The following is a 16,913-nucleotide window of genomic DNA, read 5'->3' as shown; positions in this document are numbered from 1 at the left end:
GAAAAGGCAGAATAAGTGAGGGATGGAAATGGGAGCCTGACGACTCCGAAGCCTCTGTACGGAGGTTGCCTGAGTTTTGATACCACCATTTTTCAGCTAGCCAGCGCCATCTACTTTTACCGTTGACCTTACTCCACGGCCAATAGCTGGGCACTACTGCGGCTGCCTTCCTGAATGAGGCAGTGGTAGGCACCGGGGGCCAGGCCATGTAACTCAAGCGGTAGCTGCCGGGGACCGGCGGGTACGGCGCGGTCGAGCACCCGGGCCACTTCCCGGCCCAGCACGTCCACTACTACCACTTGCACGTGGCCGCCTTGAGCTTCAAACTCCAGCGTAGCCCGCCCGTCGCGCACAGGGTTCGGGAACACCCGGAAGCCCGGCACGCTCAGGCTGGCCGGGGTGGTGCCGTTGACAACGCCGGGCCGGATAACCGGCACATACGAAAACGCCCCGCCCGCCGAGGGCAGCAGCGCGTTCAGGGTACTCTGCGGCACTTGGAACCAGTCTTTCAGAATACTGGCGTAAATGGCCCGGAAGTCGAACTGCATAAGTACGTTGTCGTTCACGCCGGCCGTGGCGGGCAGCTGCGGGTTGGTGCCGTGGATGCGCGGGTTCACGCTGGTGCCAAACACGAATAGCGGGGCCGCCGCGCCGTGGTCGGTGCCGCGGCCCGAGTTGGCCTTGATGCGCCGCCCAAACTCCGAAAACGTCATGCCCACCACCCGGTCCTGCACGCCTAGCCGCCGCACATCGTCCTGAAACGCGGCCACGGCCTCCGATATCTTGCCCAGCAGGGTGGCGTGGGTGCCGGCAGTGGTGCTGCCGGTGGTGGGCACCTGGTTTACGTGGGTATCGAAGCCGCCGAGGTTGCACACGTACACGCGGGTTTGCAGGCCCCCGGCAATCAGCTGGGCCACAATTTTGAGCTGGTCGGCCAGGGAGTTCTGGCCGGCGGCGGGGTACAGGGGCGAGAGGTTGCGGGCCCTAGCGGCGGCGGCTTGCAGGGTGGTGGTGTACACTTGCGTCTGCTGTACCACTTGCCGGATAAACGTGAGTTCGTGGCCAGCCGGGGTGTTGGGGGCCGTATCTACCACCCCGCTCAGCAGCTGGTAAAACGAGGAGGTGCTGGCAATGGCCATGCCCATATTCACGCTGGGGCCCTGCACGCAGTTGCTCACCACCGAGCCAATGCTGATAGCCAGCGGGTCGGGGTTTTGGGTGCTGGGGTAGCCGGCCGGGTAGCCGGGGTACTCGCCATTGAGGTAGCGCCCGGCCCAGCCCGAGGTGATGGTGACGTTGGAGTCGGAGCCAGAGGTCCAGATGTCGGTGGCGCGGAAGTGGCTGAAGTTGGGGTTGGGGTAGCCCACGCTCTGCACCACGCCCAGCTGGGCATTATCATAGAGGCTTTTGAGGCCCGTCATGGCTGGGTGCAGGCCGGTGAGGCTGGTGAGGCGCAGGGCCTGGGCTTCGGGAATGGCAATATCGGCCCGGGCGTTCATCAGGGCCGAATATTGGTCGAGAGGTAGCACCATGTTCAGGCCGTCGTTGCCGCCGTTCAGCTGAATCAGCACCAGCACATGGTCGGTTTGGGTGGCCCCGCCCGTCAGCTCGTACAGCTCCGGCGAAAAGCCGTAGGCCCCGATGGGCAAGCCGCCCAGCAGCGTGGGAAGCACAGTAGCGGCGGCCGTCGTCTGGAGGAAATGTCTGCGGTTCATTGACTCAATGGATGAATGAGTGAATGGGTGATTAAGTGAATGATTGGGTTCTGGCAGGCTAGACAGTCTGCTCATTCACCCATTTATTCATTCGTTCATTGATTTAACTGAGGTGGTATTCAGCCAGGCCCATCATGGTGCGCAGTAGCGCTTGCAGCTTGGTTTGCACGGCGGTTTTCTTGGCCGTATTGGTGGGGTTGGCCAGGTAGTCCTGCCACTCCACCGTCCACTCAAAATCGGGCAGGCCGGGCAGCAGCACGTCGTTGAGGTAGTTGAGTTGGTTGGCGGTCAGCGCAATTGGGAACAGCAGGCGGGCCAGCTCGGCAATGAGCAGGTTGGCATCGGCGGCAGTGGCGGCGGGCAACGTCTGCACCAGCGCTACCGCATCAATGCGCAGCACAAAGCCGCTGCGGGTGACGCCGCTGGTGCTGATGAGGGCATCAGTAATCTGGTTGCGGCGGGGCAGGGTTACGGCGTTAATCCACAGCTCGTAGTACTGCGGGGTCTGCCAGTACGCGGGCCAGCCGGCCACGTTGGGCGGGTCGCCGAGGAGCTGCTGCTGCACGTTGGTGATGGAGTTGATGTAGTCCCACACGCTGTACTGGGTGGTGAGGGCGGCACTGGTGGGGTAGGCCATCTGCAGCTGCCGGCCCACGGTCAGCGTGAAATCAAGCGGGCTCTTAATCAGGCAGCCCTGATTTACCACGTCAAAGAAATGCTCACTGCCCAGCAACGCCCGCAGCACCGGGGCCACCTCGTAGTTGCTCCGGATAAGCAACTGGGCCAGGGGCTCGATGACGTTCTGCTCGGTGGTGGCGTCAATCACGTAATACACAAACCAGCGGTACAGCTTTCGGCACAGAAACCGGGCCGTATCAGCCTGCCCAAAAATCAGGTCAATCAGCGTGGCATACTCCTGGTCGGCGCCGTTGCTGATAACGCGGCTCGCGAAGGCGCTGCTGAACTGCTTGCTGCCGGTGTCGTGGCGGCTGGCCGTGAAATAGCCCTGCAAGGTGGTGGCGTTGTCGCGCCAGCCGGTGAGCACCCGGGCGGCGGCCTTCACGTCGTCTTCGGTGTAGGTGGTGTAGTTGCCGGGGCCAATCAGCGGGCCTTTGCCGATGGTAAACAGCTCCAGCAGCTCGCGGCCGTAGTTTTCGTTGGGGGCACCGGCCGTGCTCTGGTTACCGTTGAGGTAGCGAAGCATGGCCGGCGTGATGGTCACGTCCTTGGCTAGCTGCCGCACGTTGCCCAACGCGTGCTGGCGCAGCAGGCGGCAGTACTCGTAGCCGTAGCGGGCATCGTTGATGTCGTCCAGTTCCACCACAAAGTGATTGTGCCAGAACAGGGTCATCTTCTCGGTAAGCGACACGCCCTGCTGCTGCAGCTGGCCCAGCCACCACGCCCGCAGCGAGGCCCGGCGCACGCCCTCCACATTTTGGTCGAAGGGTTGTGTCACCCAGGTCTGGCCAATCGGCACGCTCGTGTCGGTGGCCGATACGTTCAGGGGCGGAGCCGGAGTCGGGGCCGCCGTGAGCAGGCCATTGAGCACTTGCGTGAGCGACTGGCCGGCCGCCGCCAGAATCTCGGGGCGAGTGGGCCCGAACAGGCAGCGCCGCAGCAGGTGGGCCGCCTGCGCGTAGCCCCAGGGGCCGGTGTAGGGGCTGAGCCCCGCCGTGGTGCGGGCCGTGCGGGGCAACTGTTTATTAGCGTACCGACTGATGGTTTCGTCGTCGCCGGCGGCCAGCGCCACGTCAGGAGCAATGGCGGGGGCAAGCGGCAACCCAATAGCGGGCTTGCGCAGGAAGGCTCGGCGGTTCATCAGGCAGAAGTAGTTGTGGTGCGAAGGCAGATCAGCAAAAAATGAGGGGAGTGCACTTCCAATGACTCTCCAAGATAATGAAGGTTTAATGAGTGTGCATCAAGAAGTTGAAACCAGCCAGCGCGGGGTACTGTGGAGCTTGATGGCGACGCTTTATTTGCCTTGTAAGACTATGTGCAGACAACGCCCGCACCAGAGAAAAGACCATAAAAAAGCCCCGCCGGGGAGGGCGGGGCTTTGGGGAGTGCGGGTCGGGCGGAGCGGTTATTCGTACACCTTCACCACGAACACGTAGTCTTGGAGCTTGCGAATTTGTTGGGGCCGCGAGGTACCGGTGAGCTGGTTGGTGCGCGGCATGTTGTAGGGCTTGCCGGCCCCGGCCGTGCCGAGCGAATCCACCAACCGCATCAGGTACGACGACTTGGTGGCAAAGGCGGCACTCTGCACGTCCATCTGCCGGCCGCTGATGATGCCGATAAGGTTGCCCCGGTCGTCGAGCAACGGGCCGCCCGAGTTGCCGGGGTTTACCGGAATGCTGATCTGATAGAAACCCGTATCGCCCTCGAAGCCCGAGCGGGCGCTTAGTGAGCCGTCGTTGAACACGAGGTCCTCGCGCGGGTAGCCCAGCGTGTACACCCGCTCACCCAGGTCCGACTGGCCCCGCTTGAACGAGTAAGGCAGGCGGCCAAAGCCTTTGAAATTCTTGTCCTTGATCTGCAGAATCGCCAGGTCGTGGGCTACGTCGGTAAACACCGGCTCGGCGCGGTAGCGCTGGCGGCCGCGGCTTTCAATCAGCAGCGAGTCGGCTCCCTGAATAACGTGGTAGCTGGTTACCAGGTAGCCATCGGCTGTGAGGGCAAAGCCCGTGCCGCTGAACTTGCCCGGATTCACCTTCTCCGGAGTGGCCGAAGCGTCAATCTGGTTGAGGGTGCGGTTCATGCTGCGCTGGTTGCGCTTGATGCGCTCCACCTCCCGCCGCAGCACGGTGTAGCCGTACAGGGAAGGTTTCTGCGAGGCCCGGTACATTTCCATGCCCAGCAGCGTGGTGAATACGGCCAGCACGGCCACGGCGGCGGCCACCATCATGGTGGCGCGGTGGCCGTGCCAGAACTGGCGCAGCTTTTCCTCGGTGCGCGAAATGCGCAGGGCCGGCCGTGGGGCGCGGCCAGTGGCAAACTGCTCGTGGCGCTCATCCTCCTCGGCGGCTTTGGCCAGCGGGGTGAGGCGCACGGCCCGCTCGGCATCCATATCGGCGTGGATGGCGTGAAGCTTGCGGCGCAGGGCCAGCCGGCGGCCGTAGGCCGTAAGCGTACCCGTTAGTTCCTCAAACTCCTGCAGCCGCCGGGCCAGCTCGGGGTCGGCGGCGAGGCGGTGCTCCAGGGCAGTGCGCTCATCCTCGGCTAGTCCGCCGGAGCGGTAGGCGTCAAATAAGGCGTAATAGTCGGCTTCGGTTTTCATGCTTTGGTAGTGATTAGTGCTTGGAGCTTGATGCTTGGTGCTTAGTCTGTTCAACTAAGCTCCAGGCACTAAGCACTATCAACTAAACTCTATATCTGCTCCTGGTACTGGTTGAAAAAGAGCTTTTTCAGGCGTACCAGGCACTTGTATTTCTGGTTTTTGGCGTTGTCGGCGTTGGTGTAGCCAAACTCCGAGGTAAGCTGCTGCATCGACTTGTCGAGCAGGTAAAATCCTTCTAAAAGCGAGCGGCATGGCTCCCCAATGCGGTCCAGAGCCTGGGCCATGGTGCCCAAGCGCCGGTCCCGTTCCTCGGCCTCCTCCAAGTCGGCCTCGGCCCCGGTTTCGAGGTAGGGCTCGTGGTCATCGAGGCGGCCGCCGAAGCGGGTTTTGTCGGTGAGCCGTTTGAGCCACAGGCGGCGGCACACGGCGTAGAGGTAGGTTTTGATTTGGCAGCTGAGCTCCAAAGAGCCGTCGCGCACCTTTTCATAGAATACCATCACGCCCTCCTGGTACACATCCTTGGCTTCGTCTTCGGTGCCGCTGTTCTGCAGCACGTAGTGCGAAATCATAGGGAAGTGCAGCCGATAGAGCTGCGCCAGCGCCCGGTCGTCGTCGCGGCGGATGGCCGCCACAAACTCCTCATCGGTGTAGGAAGGTTGTCCCTTACCCATTCGCTTTGTTGGTTAATACGTTGTAAGCGGCCGGGTAACCCGCCGAAAAAATATTTTTAGAAACTGGGTTACCATTTCTGGATACCGGTATGAAGGGCGTTTTTGGACAAAAATTTTTCAAACCTACTAGTACCATGAAAAACCTGATTAAGGTATCCGCTCTGGCCGTTGTATTCGCTGCTACCCTCGCTTCTTGCGGCGAGAAGAAAGTAGAAGAAACCACCACGACCACGGAAGCTACGACCACCGAAGCTACCACGGCTACCACCGACACCACGGTTGCTGCTCCCGCTACGGCTGACACCGCTGCTGCTACTACGGCTGCTCCCGCTACCACGGAAGCTACCACCACTACCACCACCGAAGTTAAGTAATTACGCGCCGGCTCGGCCGGTACGTTTTTGCAGAAACCCGGGTTCCGCTATGGCGGGGCCCGGGTTTTTTGCGTCCGGGCCAAGGCGAAAGATACGAGGATTTACCTCGGCCGTTAGCCGCCGAAGCCCATTGAGCGCCGATACGAGCATGCACTACAGTTTCTCCTCAAGCCACAGCAAGCCCGCACCCAGGATGAACAGCGCCACGCCCAGCCACCGGGGCCAGGTAGCTGTAGTGGTAAGGCCGGCCTCGGCCAGAGCCGGTGCAACCGGGCGGCTGGGCTGCCGGAGCCGGGCCGCCTGTTGCCATACCAGTTGCCGGGCCGCTGCCCAGCCAGTGGCATCGTACACGTAAAAAGGGTGGGTGACTGCCCCAACGCGGGCTTCATGCCAGCCCGAAGCAGCGGGCCAATAAGGTGCCGTAGCCCACTCCGGCACGGTGGCATCCTGGCGCAGGGCCAGGCTTGCTTTATCGGTGGGCCCAGTAATTGTAAGTGAAGCCGTGGTGGGCAGGCCTTCACTTTGCACGAGCACGGGGGCGTTGGGTACTGGCCAGGGAGACAGGATGCGCAGGGAAGCAGCAGACCGGGCGGGCCGTACTGCGGTGAGCAATTGGCTCCAGTAGGCGTGATACACGGCCGTCTGCTGCTGCAGTAGCCAGGGAAACGTTTCGGTGATGGTGGTAACGGCAACCTGGCCCAGGCCCACCCGGCGGGTGGCAGTCCCAACAGACTGCCCGGCAGTGCTGAACAGCGGGCGGATGGCGGCCGTGGCCGGCAGCGCATAGCTGGCGGGAGCCGCTACCAGTGCGCCGTTGCGCAGCCCGCTCAAAGGCAGGCTGGCCGCATTAGCCGGACGGGGTGACAGCCGGAAGGCGCTGCCACCGGGCAGCTGCCGCGGAATAGTGGAGCCATCGGCCAGCAGCAGTACGTTGCAAGTGCCGTTCTGCACGGCCTGCGCCAGGTTGCGGCTCTCATCGGAAGCGAGGCTGGCGAGGGTGCCAGCATCCAGCAGCAGCACATCAAACTGGGTGAGGAGGCGGGGTGTGAGGCGACTAAGGGGAAGTTGCGTGGGCAGGTTCAGAAACTCGGTTTGCGTCAGCCCCCGGCTTACCCCGATGCGCAGGGCAACTTTGTGTTGCCGGGCCGCCAACTCATCTTTCAGAAACCGGATTTCAAACGAAGGCGCGGCCGCCAGCATGAGTATCCGCACAGGCTGGGTGGGCAATACTTCTACCGGTACCGCCTCTTGGGCCAACTGCCGGCCAGCCTGGTAAGCCTGCACCTGGTACACGGCCACGCCCGCCAGCCGGGGAGTGAACTGTAGCCGGAACGAGCCCCGGCCAGCCGGTAACTGCACGGAGTCGCGCGGGGCTCCGGCTGCTACCAGGCGCACCCACACAGGCCCCTTCTCAGACGCCAGAAAGGTGCCCTCCACGGCCCACGGTTGGCCCAGTTCCGGTTGTTGGGGCCAGGTGGCCGTGGTAAAGCCTAGGCCGGGAGCATCGGCGTGCACATGGAGCGGCACTTCCGGCAACACTGCCAAATCGGCCTCGGGTAGGCCCCGCCCCAACAGGTGCAGCTGCGAGATGCCGGGTAGTTGCTGCTGCAGGGCTGCTGCCGTACTCAGAGTAGGTGTGTCGGCCGCTGCAGTAGTGGCGTAGCGCCACACCGCCGCGGGGCTGCCCAACTGCCGCTGTAACGCCCGCAGGGTATCGGGCGAGTAGCCATCGGTGAGCAAAATAGCGGCCGAGGCGACGGGTTGGGTGGTGGTGCTACTGGGCGGAAACGCCGTTAGCCCCAGCCCAATGGTGGCTAGCAGGCCGGCTCCCACGCGCAGCCCCCGCCGCCGGGTATCGGGGCGGCGCACGGCCAGCACCGTTAGCAGCACAAGGAGTAATGAGCACAGGGCAACAGCGTAGAGCATAAGCAGGAGGCGGCAGAAACGGGCTTAGCGGCTGAGTTCCTGGAAATAGCGTTGGGTAAGTTTGGAGCCCGACCGGATTTGCTGGGCCGGGGCCGGCTGGGGAGCCGGAAGCAGCCGGGTAAAAGCCCGCTCAATCAGCGGCAGATTGTAGCGTTGCGTTGGCTGGCCGGCGCGGAGGGCAGCCGTCAGTTGCCGTAGCTCCTGCAGGGCGCCGAGGTAAGTGCTTGGCTGGCGCAATGCGGCCTGGGCCAGCTGCTGCCCGCCCTGCTCCAGCTTAACCGCAACTCCCGGAACTGGTGCGTGCTGCCGCAGCTGTGCCAAGGCCCCCAGGGCGGCCCGCACGGCAGGCTGCTGGCTGGGCGCGGGTAGCTGCTGGCGGCGGCTGGGGGCGGCCGCGCCGGCCAGGTGGCCGGTGAGGCGGGTAGTGGCCTCGGGCATGGGCGGCGGGGTGAAGCCGGCTTTTTTCACGTAGGCCCGGGTTTGCTGCTGCACCTGTTTAAGCAGGCGCAGGGCCCGGTACTCAAAGGGCAGCGCCTCGCGGGGACGCCCGGTGCGCAGGCGTAGCTCCGACTCCCACATCTGGCTGAGCACGGCTTGGAGCTTGGCTTTCACGGCGGGCTCCAGGAAGTCGGCTGTTTCGGCGTCGTCGTGGTGGTGGATGTAGGGGTCCATCAGCTCGGCGGTGCGGGTTTCGTAGTCGGTGGCACCGGCGGGTGGGGTGGTATGGTGGTCGTGGCCGTCGTCGGCGGAGTGCTGCTCGGGTTTGGCTTCGGCTTCGGTGTGGTCTTCGGCCACTACCGAGCCCAGGCCGGGTTCTTCAGCCGGAGTATCGGCCGTGGGCGGACCCGTGGGCGCGGCCCCGATAGTTTCGTCGGCTTCCTCACCCAAAAACTTGCCGTAGCGCATGCGCAGTACTTTCTGGTCGAAGCCAATGGCGTTGGAGCGCTCCTGCAAAGTAGCCGGGGCCAGTCCGCGTTGCTCGGCCAGTAGTTTTTCGGTGTCAATGATAATCTGACGCTGGCTGCGGAAGTAGGCGGGAGCAGTATTCACCCCCAACGATACATCCATGGTACTCTCCTGTACGGTGGTGTCTTCCCACTGTACCAAGTAAGTATCGGAGCGCGTGACGTGCTGTTGGTTGTCCCAGGCCTGCAGGTAGAAGTATACCTCGTCGCCGTAGGTGAGCCCGAGAGCGGGCAGGCGCAACACGGGCCGCACAGTGGCAGCGGCTGGCTGCCCGGCCAGGGCAGTGCTCAAATCCGTTACCACTTCCCGGAATTTCACAGCTTCGCCTTGTCCCTGAGCCACGGTGGCTACCAGCCGGGCGCGGGTGAGGCCGTAGTCGTCGCGCAACTGGGCCTGGATGGCTACCTGGGGTGGCCGGCCAAACTCCACCAGCGTGTAGGCTTTGGGCGTAATCAGGCGGATGGTGGGGGCGTGGTCGGGCAGTACTTCCACGGCGTATTCATCCGAAACCTGCGCCCCCAAGCGCAGCCGGTATAGCACCGATGCCGTGAGCACCTGCCCGGTGGTGAATTGCGTGGGCTCATTGGGCACCGCCCGCAGCGGAATCCGGCGAGTACCCAGCTCCAGGATAGGCGGCGTCTGGGAGGGCCGGCTCAACGTAACCATCCACTGCACGCGGCTTTGCCAGGGGCACTGGAAGGAAGGAGTAGCGGGCGAGAAGGCGGCGCGGCGCGTGTAAGCCGGGGGCTGCACCTGCAAGCGGGTTTGGGTGATGCGCGGCGCAGCGGCCGGTTGGGCCGGAGTTTCGGTGAAGCGCAGGGCCACGGGCGACGCTGCCGCTACCGGGCCTGCGGCCTCCGCCGGCCGGAACCACCGGATACCAGCTGCCAACCCCGCCAACCCCGCCAGCGCCAGCCAGTAGGGCCGCCACTGCATGGGCAGCAGCGGGCCGGCAGCGGCCAGTTCCGGCAGGCGCGCGAGCAGCCGTTGCTGCTGCAGTTGTTCCAGTAGGTTGAGGTCGGAAGCGGGGCGGAGTAGTAGCGCAGTACTATCCTCCAAAGTGGGGTGTTGGCGGTTAAGTCGCTGGGCAGTAGCAGTGAGAGGCTGCTGCCAGATGCGCCACAGCCACCAGCCAGCCGCTACCAGCCCAACTCCGCCAGCCACGTACACGGCGCCTCGGGCGGCCGGCCAGCTGCTGGCTATGGCGCCCAGCAGCAGAGCCCCGCCCAGCAGCAGTAGGCCCAGCGCGGCCGTGCGCCGCAGGGCCCAGGCGCGGGCCGCCGCCTGCACGGGCACTGCCGGGGAAATGGGGGAAGCAACCAGAACAGGCATCAGGCAGTGGCGGTTGAGGGTGAAACAGCGGCCCGGCGACTGGCCCACAGCCGCTCGGCGGCAAACAGAATTCCAGCGGCCAATACCAGCCAGGGCGCAAGCGGGCGGCGCGGAGCCGTGGGAGCTACGCCGGAAACGGCCGCTAGCCGAGGTGCAGTAAGTTGGGAGGCCGGTAGCTGACGGATATCCGGCTGGTTGGTGGCTGGAGGATTCAGCAGCGTCAGCAGTAAGGTTGGCAGCGCGGGGCTGTCGGCCAGCTCACTCCAACCCGTTGCCAGGCGGGTGTGCAGGTACCAGTGCGAAGGGGACCGGCGGCTAAGCAGCGGCTGTCCACTGGCCGTGAGCCAGTGCGGAAAGCCGTTGCGTAACCGCGTGGTATCAAGCCGCAGTAGTGGAATGGGGCGGGGAGTACCGACGGGCTGAAACGCAGTGCGTACACTCGTAGCCGTGCGGGCTTCTTCCCACACCTGCGTACGGGGCAGGTGGGCTGGGGTCGGCGCATTCTGTAGCCAGAACAGCCAATCCAGCGAATCAGGTGGCAGAGTAGCTCCATTAGTGATGCGCGGCGACACCGGCAGTACGCTGCCCACAGCCCGCAAAGCCGCCAGTAATACCCGCGCCGAAGCAGCGTGGTCGGCGTCGGAACTCACGTGCCAGCGTGGGGCATGGGTGTAAAGCGGTATCCGTCGGACGCCCTGGCGCAAAGCCTGCTGCTGGGCATCAAACTGCGCGGCTACGCCCCCGATGCGCACAGAGCCGTTGGCTGCCGGCCATGCCTGCCGGATTTTCTGAAAGCGGGTGCCGGTTTCCTGGCTGGTGGCTACCAGCGCTACCAGGCTGTCAGGCTGGGTTTGCCAGGCACTTACCACCCAGCGGACGGAATCGGGCGGGGGAACGGGCAGCCAGCGCACGGCGGCGGGCAGCGGCGGCCGGCTACCCGTGAAAGACGATAAAGCAAGCGGGGCCGCTACCACTAGCGGCCGACCCGGCACTGAGTCGGCGGCCGCCCTTACAAGCTGCCAGAGGTTGGCGCTCGGTACGGTATCCGGCTGAAAACGGGCAGCGGTGGTGGTATCACCCAAGCCCAGGCTGGTCCAGGCCAACGGGGCACCCAGGGGAAGGCGGCCGTGGAGCTGCCGGAGTTGGTAGCCCTGCTGCCGCAACGAGTCCAAGGCCGGCCGCAGCGGCGCTAATTCAGCCCTAGTTAGCCCGGGAGCTAGCAGCACCTGCCCGCGGGCCGGAGGCACAGGTAGCAACTGGGCAGGCTCGGCCACGGCTGCGGCCAACAGGGCTACCACTGCTACGCGCAGCAGAAACAGGCCCAGCTGCTCGGGGCGCAGGCTCCGCAGACGGCGGTTGGCAGCAGCTTCCAGCCACCGCACGCTGCCCACGCGCACCACCCGGCCCGGCCGCCGGTTCCAGAGGTAAATGGCTAGCGGCACGGCCAGCCCCAGCAGGGTAAGCCAGCCCGTGGCGGAGTGCGAAAAAACGACGGGAAACAAACAGTGCGGGAGCTTGGAGGTACAGTCTGGCCTTCAACCTACGCAGGCCACGCTACAGACACAACTTTCCCCGCTGGCGTTGCGGCACTTGGCCTCGGTCGGCACTGTTTTGCTTACGGCAGCGGCTGCCGCAACTCTTGGCTCAATGAAGCTACCAGCCCCGTCATACTGCTTTGAATGCCCAGGCAAACTTGCAGGAGCCGCGGTTTAGGCTTGCCCTCGGAGGTATAGTGGTCATAGTCGCGCAGGTCTGGCTCCACTGGTACCCGGCGGTTTTGGGCTTCGGTGGTGCTGATGCGGGAAAAATCGTCGGCCCGCTGCCACTGCGCCAGCCCATCGGCGGCGTGGCCGGGAATGTCGGTGCGGCTGTAGTTGGTATCGGGATAGTTGGGGTAACTGATATCGGTTAACTCATAAGACAACGCCCCCGGCTGAGCGCGCAGCCGAAACCGGAATACCAAGTTAAAACGGCGGGCATCCTGGTTTTTCTGAGCCGGGCCTACCGCTTGCACAATGGCCTGCCCGATGAGTACGCCCCGACCCGCATCGGCCAGTTGCACTACCGCCGAGTAATCCTCAAACTGCCGGGCCAGCCACTCCTGGGCGCGGCCGTACACTTCGGCCTGGGGCAGGCCGGCCGCGGGCAGCACACCCCGATACACAATCTGGCGCGTCACGGAATCAACGGGCACCACTGGCAGGGGCCGGTAATAGGTAGTGGGCGGTGCCGTTTGGGCAGTGCCCGCCAACGGGGCGGCTAGTAACAGAGCGGCAAGAAGTAGAGCGTAGCGCATAGAGAAGCCAGAAATAGAAGGGACTTCTTGGCTCGCGCAACTATCGGGCCCAAGCGGCTCATCCCCGGGCCCGCCGCCGCAGAAACTCGCGCAGGGCCTGGGTCAGCGGCTCATCAATGGTCAGCTGCTGATAGTCGAAGCCGTGGGTGCGGGCGCGCTGGGCCGTCTCGCGGAGCCACTGCTGCAACTGCTGTTGCCACAAGCGGCGCTGCTGGGCGGCATCCAGCTGCAGCTGCTGGCCGGTTTCCAGGTCCTCAAAGGTCACGGCGCCGCGGTAGGTGAATTCCAGCTCGTTGCGGGCCAGCAGATGCAGGAGCAGCACCTCGCCGGTGGCAGCGCGCAGGCGCGTGAGCAACTGCTCAATCTCACCGGTTTCTTCGTACAAATCACTTACGCACACCGTCAGGGCGGGCTGGCGGCGGGCTGTGAGGGGGGCCAGCGTGGCGGCGTCGGGGAAGCGGCCGGCAGCTTCCAGGTGTTCCAGCAGGTGGTAGAGGCGGGGGAGCTGGCGGGCATCGGCGCGGGGCGGCAAGTGTTGCAGGCCAGCGGGGTGCAGCACGGTGAGGGCCACAGCATCGCCCTGTTGGGTGGCTACGTAGGCCAGGGCTGCGCACAGCAAGCGGGCGTACTGCAGCTTAGTCAGGCCATTGTCGTCCTGGTGGTTCATGCTGGCAGTGGCATCCAGCACCAGGTGCACTACCAGGCTGGTATCAATTTCCGACTCGCGCAGGTAATACCGGTCCGAGCGGGCCGCCAGGCGCCAGTCGAGGCGGCGCAGGTCGTCGCCGGGCTGGTAGGGTCGGTACTGACTAAACTCCATGCCTGCCCCTTTGCGCCGACTGGCGTGGGCCCCGTGCAGTACGCCCTCGGCCGCACGACGGGCCGCCAGCGGCAGGTTGTGTAGGGCATGCAGGTATTCGGGGGTGAGCATGAGGAATAAGTTACTAGTTGCTGGTTGCTGGTTTCTGGCAACTAAAAACTAGCAACCAGCAACCAGAAACTTCTAAATCCGAACCGCCTTTAGCAGCTCCCGCACGGCGTCATCGGGGGTGAGGTTTTCGGCTTCGGCGTTGAAGTTCAGCAGCACGCGGTGGCGCAGTACGGCGGGGGCTAGGGCGTGCACATCTTCCAGCGTGGCGGCGAAGCGACCGTGCAGTAGCGCCCGGGCCTTGGCGCACAAAATCAGGGCTTGTCCGGCCCGGGGGCCCGCACCCCAGCGGCCGTAGTCCCGAATGAATTTCACCTCCGAGGTTGCCGGCCGCGTGGCCCGTACTAGGCGGTTTACCAGGCTCAGCAACTCGTCGCTGATGCTGACCTGCCGGGTGAGCAATTGCAGCTGCCGTACTTCCTCGCCGCCCAGCACGGGCTGCACCTGCTGGCGGCCGGTGCCGGTGGTGCCGCTCAATACGGCCAGCTCCTCCTGCTCGGTGGGGTAGCCGATACGCACGTACAGCAGAAACCGGTCGAGCTGAGCCTCGGGCAGGGGGTAGGTGCCGCTCTGCTCAATGGGGTTTTGGGTGGCCAGCAGGAAGAACGGCTTGGGCAGCGCATGCTCCTGGCCGGCGTAGGTTACGTGGCCTTCCTGCATGGCTTCCAGCAGCGCCGCCTGGGTTTTAGGCGGCGTGCGGTTGATTTCGTCGGCCAGTACCAGGCTGGCGAAGATGGGGCCGGGGTTGAACTTAAACGAGCGGCGGCCGGTGCCGTGGTCCTCCTCCAGAATTTCAGTGCCCAGAATATCAGTGGGCATCAGGTCGGGGGTGAACTGGATGCGGCGGAACGGTAGGTCGGTAGCCTGGGCCAGGGTGCGTACCAGCAGGGTTTTGGCCAAGCCGGGCACCCCTTCCAGCAGGGCGTGCCCCCCGGCCAGCAACGCCACTAATACTTCTTCCAGCACCTCCTGCTGGCCCACAATCACCTTCCCGATTTCCTGTTTAAGCTGGGGTATCTTCTGCAGCAAGCGAGTTACGTCTTGTTCAGTCACAAAAAGCGGCGTTGAAAAGTCAGAAAGTTCAGGGAAGGCTACTCTTGTAATAAAGTCAGATGAAGCGGGCTAAGGCTGCTTACAGCGGGCTGCTTTTGATAAATTTTCCCGCAATAGTAAAGTCTGATTTGGTAGTCGAGTGGTTTGCGGCGGGCCCCGGCAAGCTGCTACTTCGAGCCATGATACGCAACTCCTCCCGCATTCTTCACTCCTGCGCCGCCGCGCTGCTACTGAGCACCGGCCTTGTCTCTGCAGCTCAAGCCCAAACCCAAACCACCCCCGATACGGTGACCCACGCCCGCACTGGTTTCTCAAATGCGCTGCGCCTGGATGTGGGCGGCGTGCTGGCGCGGAATCTGGCTTACAACATGCTCAACAATAATCCGCAAACACTGCTGCCCGTGCTGCTGGGGTATGAGCACCGGTTAGGCAAGAATACAAGCGGCAACGTGGAGGTGCTGCTGAACGGCGGCCAGCCCGACGAAAAAATGACGGGCGCGGCACTGCAGGGCCGTTACTATTTCTACCAGGGTCGGCAAACCGGGCTGGCAGGCTTCTACGTGGCACCTACGCTCAGCTACCGCGCCGTGCGGCAGCAGTCCCGATACTGGTTGGAGGAGCAGCGGCGTAAACTGGGTGGAGCAGGTACGTTGCTCGGGGCCCAGTTTCCGGTGGCCGCCAAGGGCCGTCTTGTGCTGGATGTATCGGGTGGAGTGATGTGGTGGAAACGGCTGGATACCCCGCCCGCCGAGTACAACCTTGCGCCAGCCTATTATGACGAAAAAACGTACCTGGAAAGAAATAAGGCCGTGTTCGATGGCCGCCTCAGCCTGGGCTACCGCTTCTAAGTTGCTATGCTCCTGCGCCGAAGAAGCGGGTCAGGTTCAGCTGAGCGTTCCAATTCTTGGTCTGGTAGCCATAGCCAGTGTAGCGGATGCCCCGACTGTAGGTGGGCTGCAGTTGCCAGCCTTTGTAGCGGTAGCCGAGCCCCACGTTCAACCCCGCATCCACCCGCCTAACCACAATGTCATCGTAATTCCGGCCCTTCTCCGAGAAGTATACCTTTTCGTCCCGGAAAATCTGGTAGGTGGTATAGTCGCGGCCATACTCCGAGCCCATAGGCAAGGTGGCTTCATCGTGGAAGCGGCCGTTGAGGCCTACGCTCACGTACGGGCCGGCCAGCAGTTGAAAACCGTGTACTGTAGCTACCAGGTTCACGGGTACTTCCAAGTAGTTTAAGCGCAGGCGGGTAAGGCTGTTGAGTGCCAACGTTTTTCCGTTGTGCGTTTCCGTCCAGGAGTCCTGGGTGCGAAAGCCTTTTTGCGTGAATAGCACTGCCGGCTGCACGGCCAGCCACCCCCACGACACCTCCGCCGTCAAGCCGGCATTACCGCCCCATAATCCGGTCTGGGGAGCTTCGTGCAGGCGGTCATACGCAAGCGGATGCAGCCCCATTACGTGCCCACCCGCGCGCAGTCCGTAACTGAACTTGGCCGGTTGCAGAGACTCAAACTTCACCTGCACCTGGGCCTGGGCAGAATACGTTAAACCAGCGAAGAGCAGGGCAGCGGGTAGTACTACTTTCAACATGTAAGGAGGAGATTAGACAGTGAGGGCATACAGGATAATATTAACGCCAAATTTAGTGTTGTCTTCGGCTAAAAAACGCTTGTTGCGGAAGTCATAGTCCCACTCGCAGCCGTAGTCTTTGTTGGAGTACAGCACCGCCAAACGACCGTTGATTTCGATGCCTTTCAAGTAGTCGTGCACCAGGTCGTCGCCCCAGCCGTTCAGCTCGAAGCCGGTGTTGGGCGGGCCGTCCGGAAACTTAAAAAACTGCGAGTAAATCGGGTGCTGCTTCGGCAGCTTTTTCAGCGCCCCGGCCCCAAAGCACACGCGCATCTGCTCCTCAAAGGAGCGGGCAAACAGCCCGTCGATGTCGTGGTTGCAGTCGTCCACGAATACGAAGCCTCCACCGCGCACATACTGCTCAAAATTCTTCCGCTCCTGGGCCGAAAACTGCACCAGCCGGTGCCCCGAGAGGTAGCAGAACGGGTACCGAAACAGCTCCGGTGAGTCCAGCGCCACTACCTTTTCCTTGGGGTTCACCGGTACTTTGGTGTACTGCACCAGGGAGTGCAGCAGGTTGGCCGGCATCCGCTCGTCCACCGCATCCCAGTCGCCGGAATGGTATTGCAGGCGCACGAAGGTGAAAGGAGCGGGCATAGGCAACAACGGATAAGCGGGAAAAGACAGGCGAAAGACACCAGCAACGCGCGAAAGGTGGCTTACTCGGCAGCTACGAAGAAACAGGAATTTTGCCCTTCCGTGCGAAACCGACAAAGTTTGTGCCCGCTCCGCATACCCCGGCATCG

At 63.4% G+C, this 16,913-nt stretch carries 14 protein-coding genes; 2 read left to right on the top strand and 12 right to left on the bottom strand.

The genetic code is table 11. From position 1 onward, the window contains the following. Nucleotides 1–128 precede the first annotated feature (128 nt). The 4 genes from LF252_RS17210 to LF252_RS17195 form a co-directional block, all read right to left on the bottom strand. A complete protein-coding gene (locus tag LF252_RS17210; protein WP_226270823.1) occupies nt 129–1,715 on the bottom strand; it encodes a DUF1501 domain-containing protein in 1,587 nt (528 codons plus the stop codon). A gap of 103 nt (nt 1,716–1,818) precedes the next feature. Further along, a complete protein-coding gene (locus LF252_RS17205; RefSeq protein ID WP_226270822.1) occupies nt 1,819–3,534 on the bottom strand; it encodes a DUF1800 domain-containing protein in 1,716 nt (571 codons plus the stop codon). Between the two features lie 264 nt (nt 3,535–3,798). Then, nucleotides 3,799–4,992: a trypsin-like peptidase domain-containing protein gene (locus LF252_RS17200; RefSeq protein ID WP_226270821.1), complete on the bottom strand. Its 1,194-nt coding sequence runs from the start codon at nt 4,990–4,992 to the stop codon at nt 3,799–3,801. 89 nt (nt 4,993–5,081) lie between these two features. After that, a complete protein-coding gene (locus LF252_RS17195) occupies nt 5,082–5,663 on the bottom strand; it encodes an RNA polymerase sigma factor (RefSeq protein WP_226270820.1) in 582 nt (193 codons plus the stop codon). Nucleotides 5,664–5,797: 134 nt separating this feature from the next. Between LF252_RS17195 and LF252_RS17190 the strand changes: the two genes are divergently transcribed. Beyond that, the gene (locus LF252_RS17190; RefSeq protein ID WP_226270819.1) at nt 5,798–6,037 is read left to right on the top strand and encodes a hypothetical protein; all 240 of its coding nucleotides are present in this window, start codon (nt 5,798–5,800) and stop codon (nt 6,035–6,037) included. A 153-nt stretch (nt 6,038–6,190) separates the two neighbouring features. Here the strand turns inward: LF252_RS17190 and LF252_RS17185 are convergent, their stop codons facing one another. The 6 genes from LF252_RS17185 to LF252_RS17160 all read right to left on the bottom strand — a co-directional run bounded on the left by LF252_RS17185 (nt 6,191) and on the right by LF252_RS17160 (nt 14,538). Beyond that, nucleotides 6,191–7,963, bottom strand: a complete 1,773-nt coding sequence (locus LF252_RS17185) for a hypothetical protein (protein ID WP_226270818.1) — start codon at nt 7,961–7,963, stop codon at nt 6,191–6,193. A 24-nt stretch (nt 7,964–7,987) separates the two neighbouring features. Next, on the bottom strand, nt 7,988–10,261 hold the full coding sequence (locus LF252_RS17180) for a DUF4175 domain-containing protein (RefSeq protein ID WP_226270817.1): 2,274 nt from the start codon (nt 10,259–10,261) through the stop codon (nt 7,988–7,990). After that, complete coding sequence (locus tag LF252_RS17175) at nt 10,261–11,763, bottom strand: BatA domain-containing protein (RefSeq protein ID WP_226270816.1); 1,503 nt, start codon at nt 11,761–11,763, stop codon at nt 10,261–10,263. Before LF252_RS17175 ends, LF252_RS17180 begins: the two co-directional genes overlap by 1 nt. A gap of 113 nt (nt 11,764–11,876) precedes the next feature. Beyond that, nucleotides 11,877–12,557: a DUF4468 domain-containing protein gene (locus LF252_RS17170; protein WP_226270815.1), complete on the bottom strand. Its 681-nt coding sequence runs from the start codon at nt 12,555–12,557 to the stop codon at nt 11,877–11,879. A 58-nt stretch (nt 12,558–12,615) separates the two neighbouring features. After that, nucleotides 12,616–13,488, bottom strand: a complete 873-nt coding sequence (locus LF252_RS17165) for a DUF58 domain-containing protein (RefSeq protein WP_226270814.1) — start codon at nt 13,486–13,488, stop codon at nt 12,616–12,618. 72 nt (nt 13,489–13,560) lie between these two features. Continuing rightward, on the bottom strand, nt 13,561–14,538 hold the full coding sequence (locus tag LF252_RS17160) for an AAA family ATPase (protein ID WP_226270813.1): 978 nt from the start codon (nt 14,536–14,538) through the stop codon (nt 13,561–13,563). 179 nt (nt 14,539–14,717) lie between these two features. Here LF252_RS17160 and LF252_RS17155 point away from each other — a divergent pair, with 179 nt between their 5' ends. Then, entirely contained in the window at nt 14,718–15,386 is a 669-nt protein-coding gene (locus LF252_RS17155; RefSeq protein WP_226270812.1) for a hypothetical protein, read from the top strand. Between the two features lie 4 nt (nt 15,387–15,390). Here LF252_RS17155 and LF252_RS17150 read toward each other — a convergent pair whose 3' ends face one another. Next, nucleotides 15,391–16,128 carry an outer membrane beta-barrel protein gene (locus LF252_RS17150; RefSeq protein ID WP_226270811.1) on the bottom strand — a complete coding sequence of 246 codons (738 nt, stop codon included), beginning with the start codon at nt 16,126–16,128 and terminating at the stop codon, nt 15,391–15,393. A gap of 12 nt (nt 16,129–16,140) precedes the next feature. After that, nucleotides 16,141–16,764, bottom strand: coding sequence for a DUF4159 domain-containing protein (locus LF252_RS17145; protein ID WP_226270810.1), 624 nt, complete (start codon nt 16,762–16,764; stop codon nt 16,141–16,143). Between the last annotated feature and the right edge of the window lie 149 nt (nt 16,765–16,913).

It is taken from the genome of Hymenobacter pini, assembly GCF_020421205.1.
GTDB lineage: Bacteria > Bacteroidota > Bacteroidia > Cytophagales > Hymenobacteraceae > Hymenobacter > Hymenobacter pini.
Note: the sequence above shows the minus strand (reverse complement) of the source record. Positions and strands in the feature narration are given on the sequence as shown.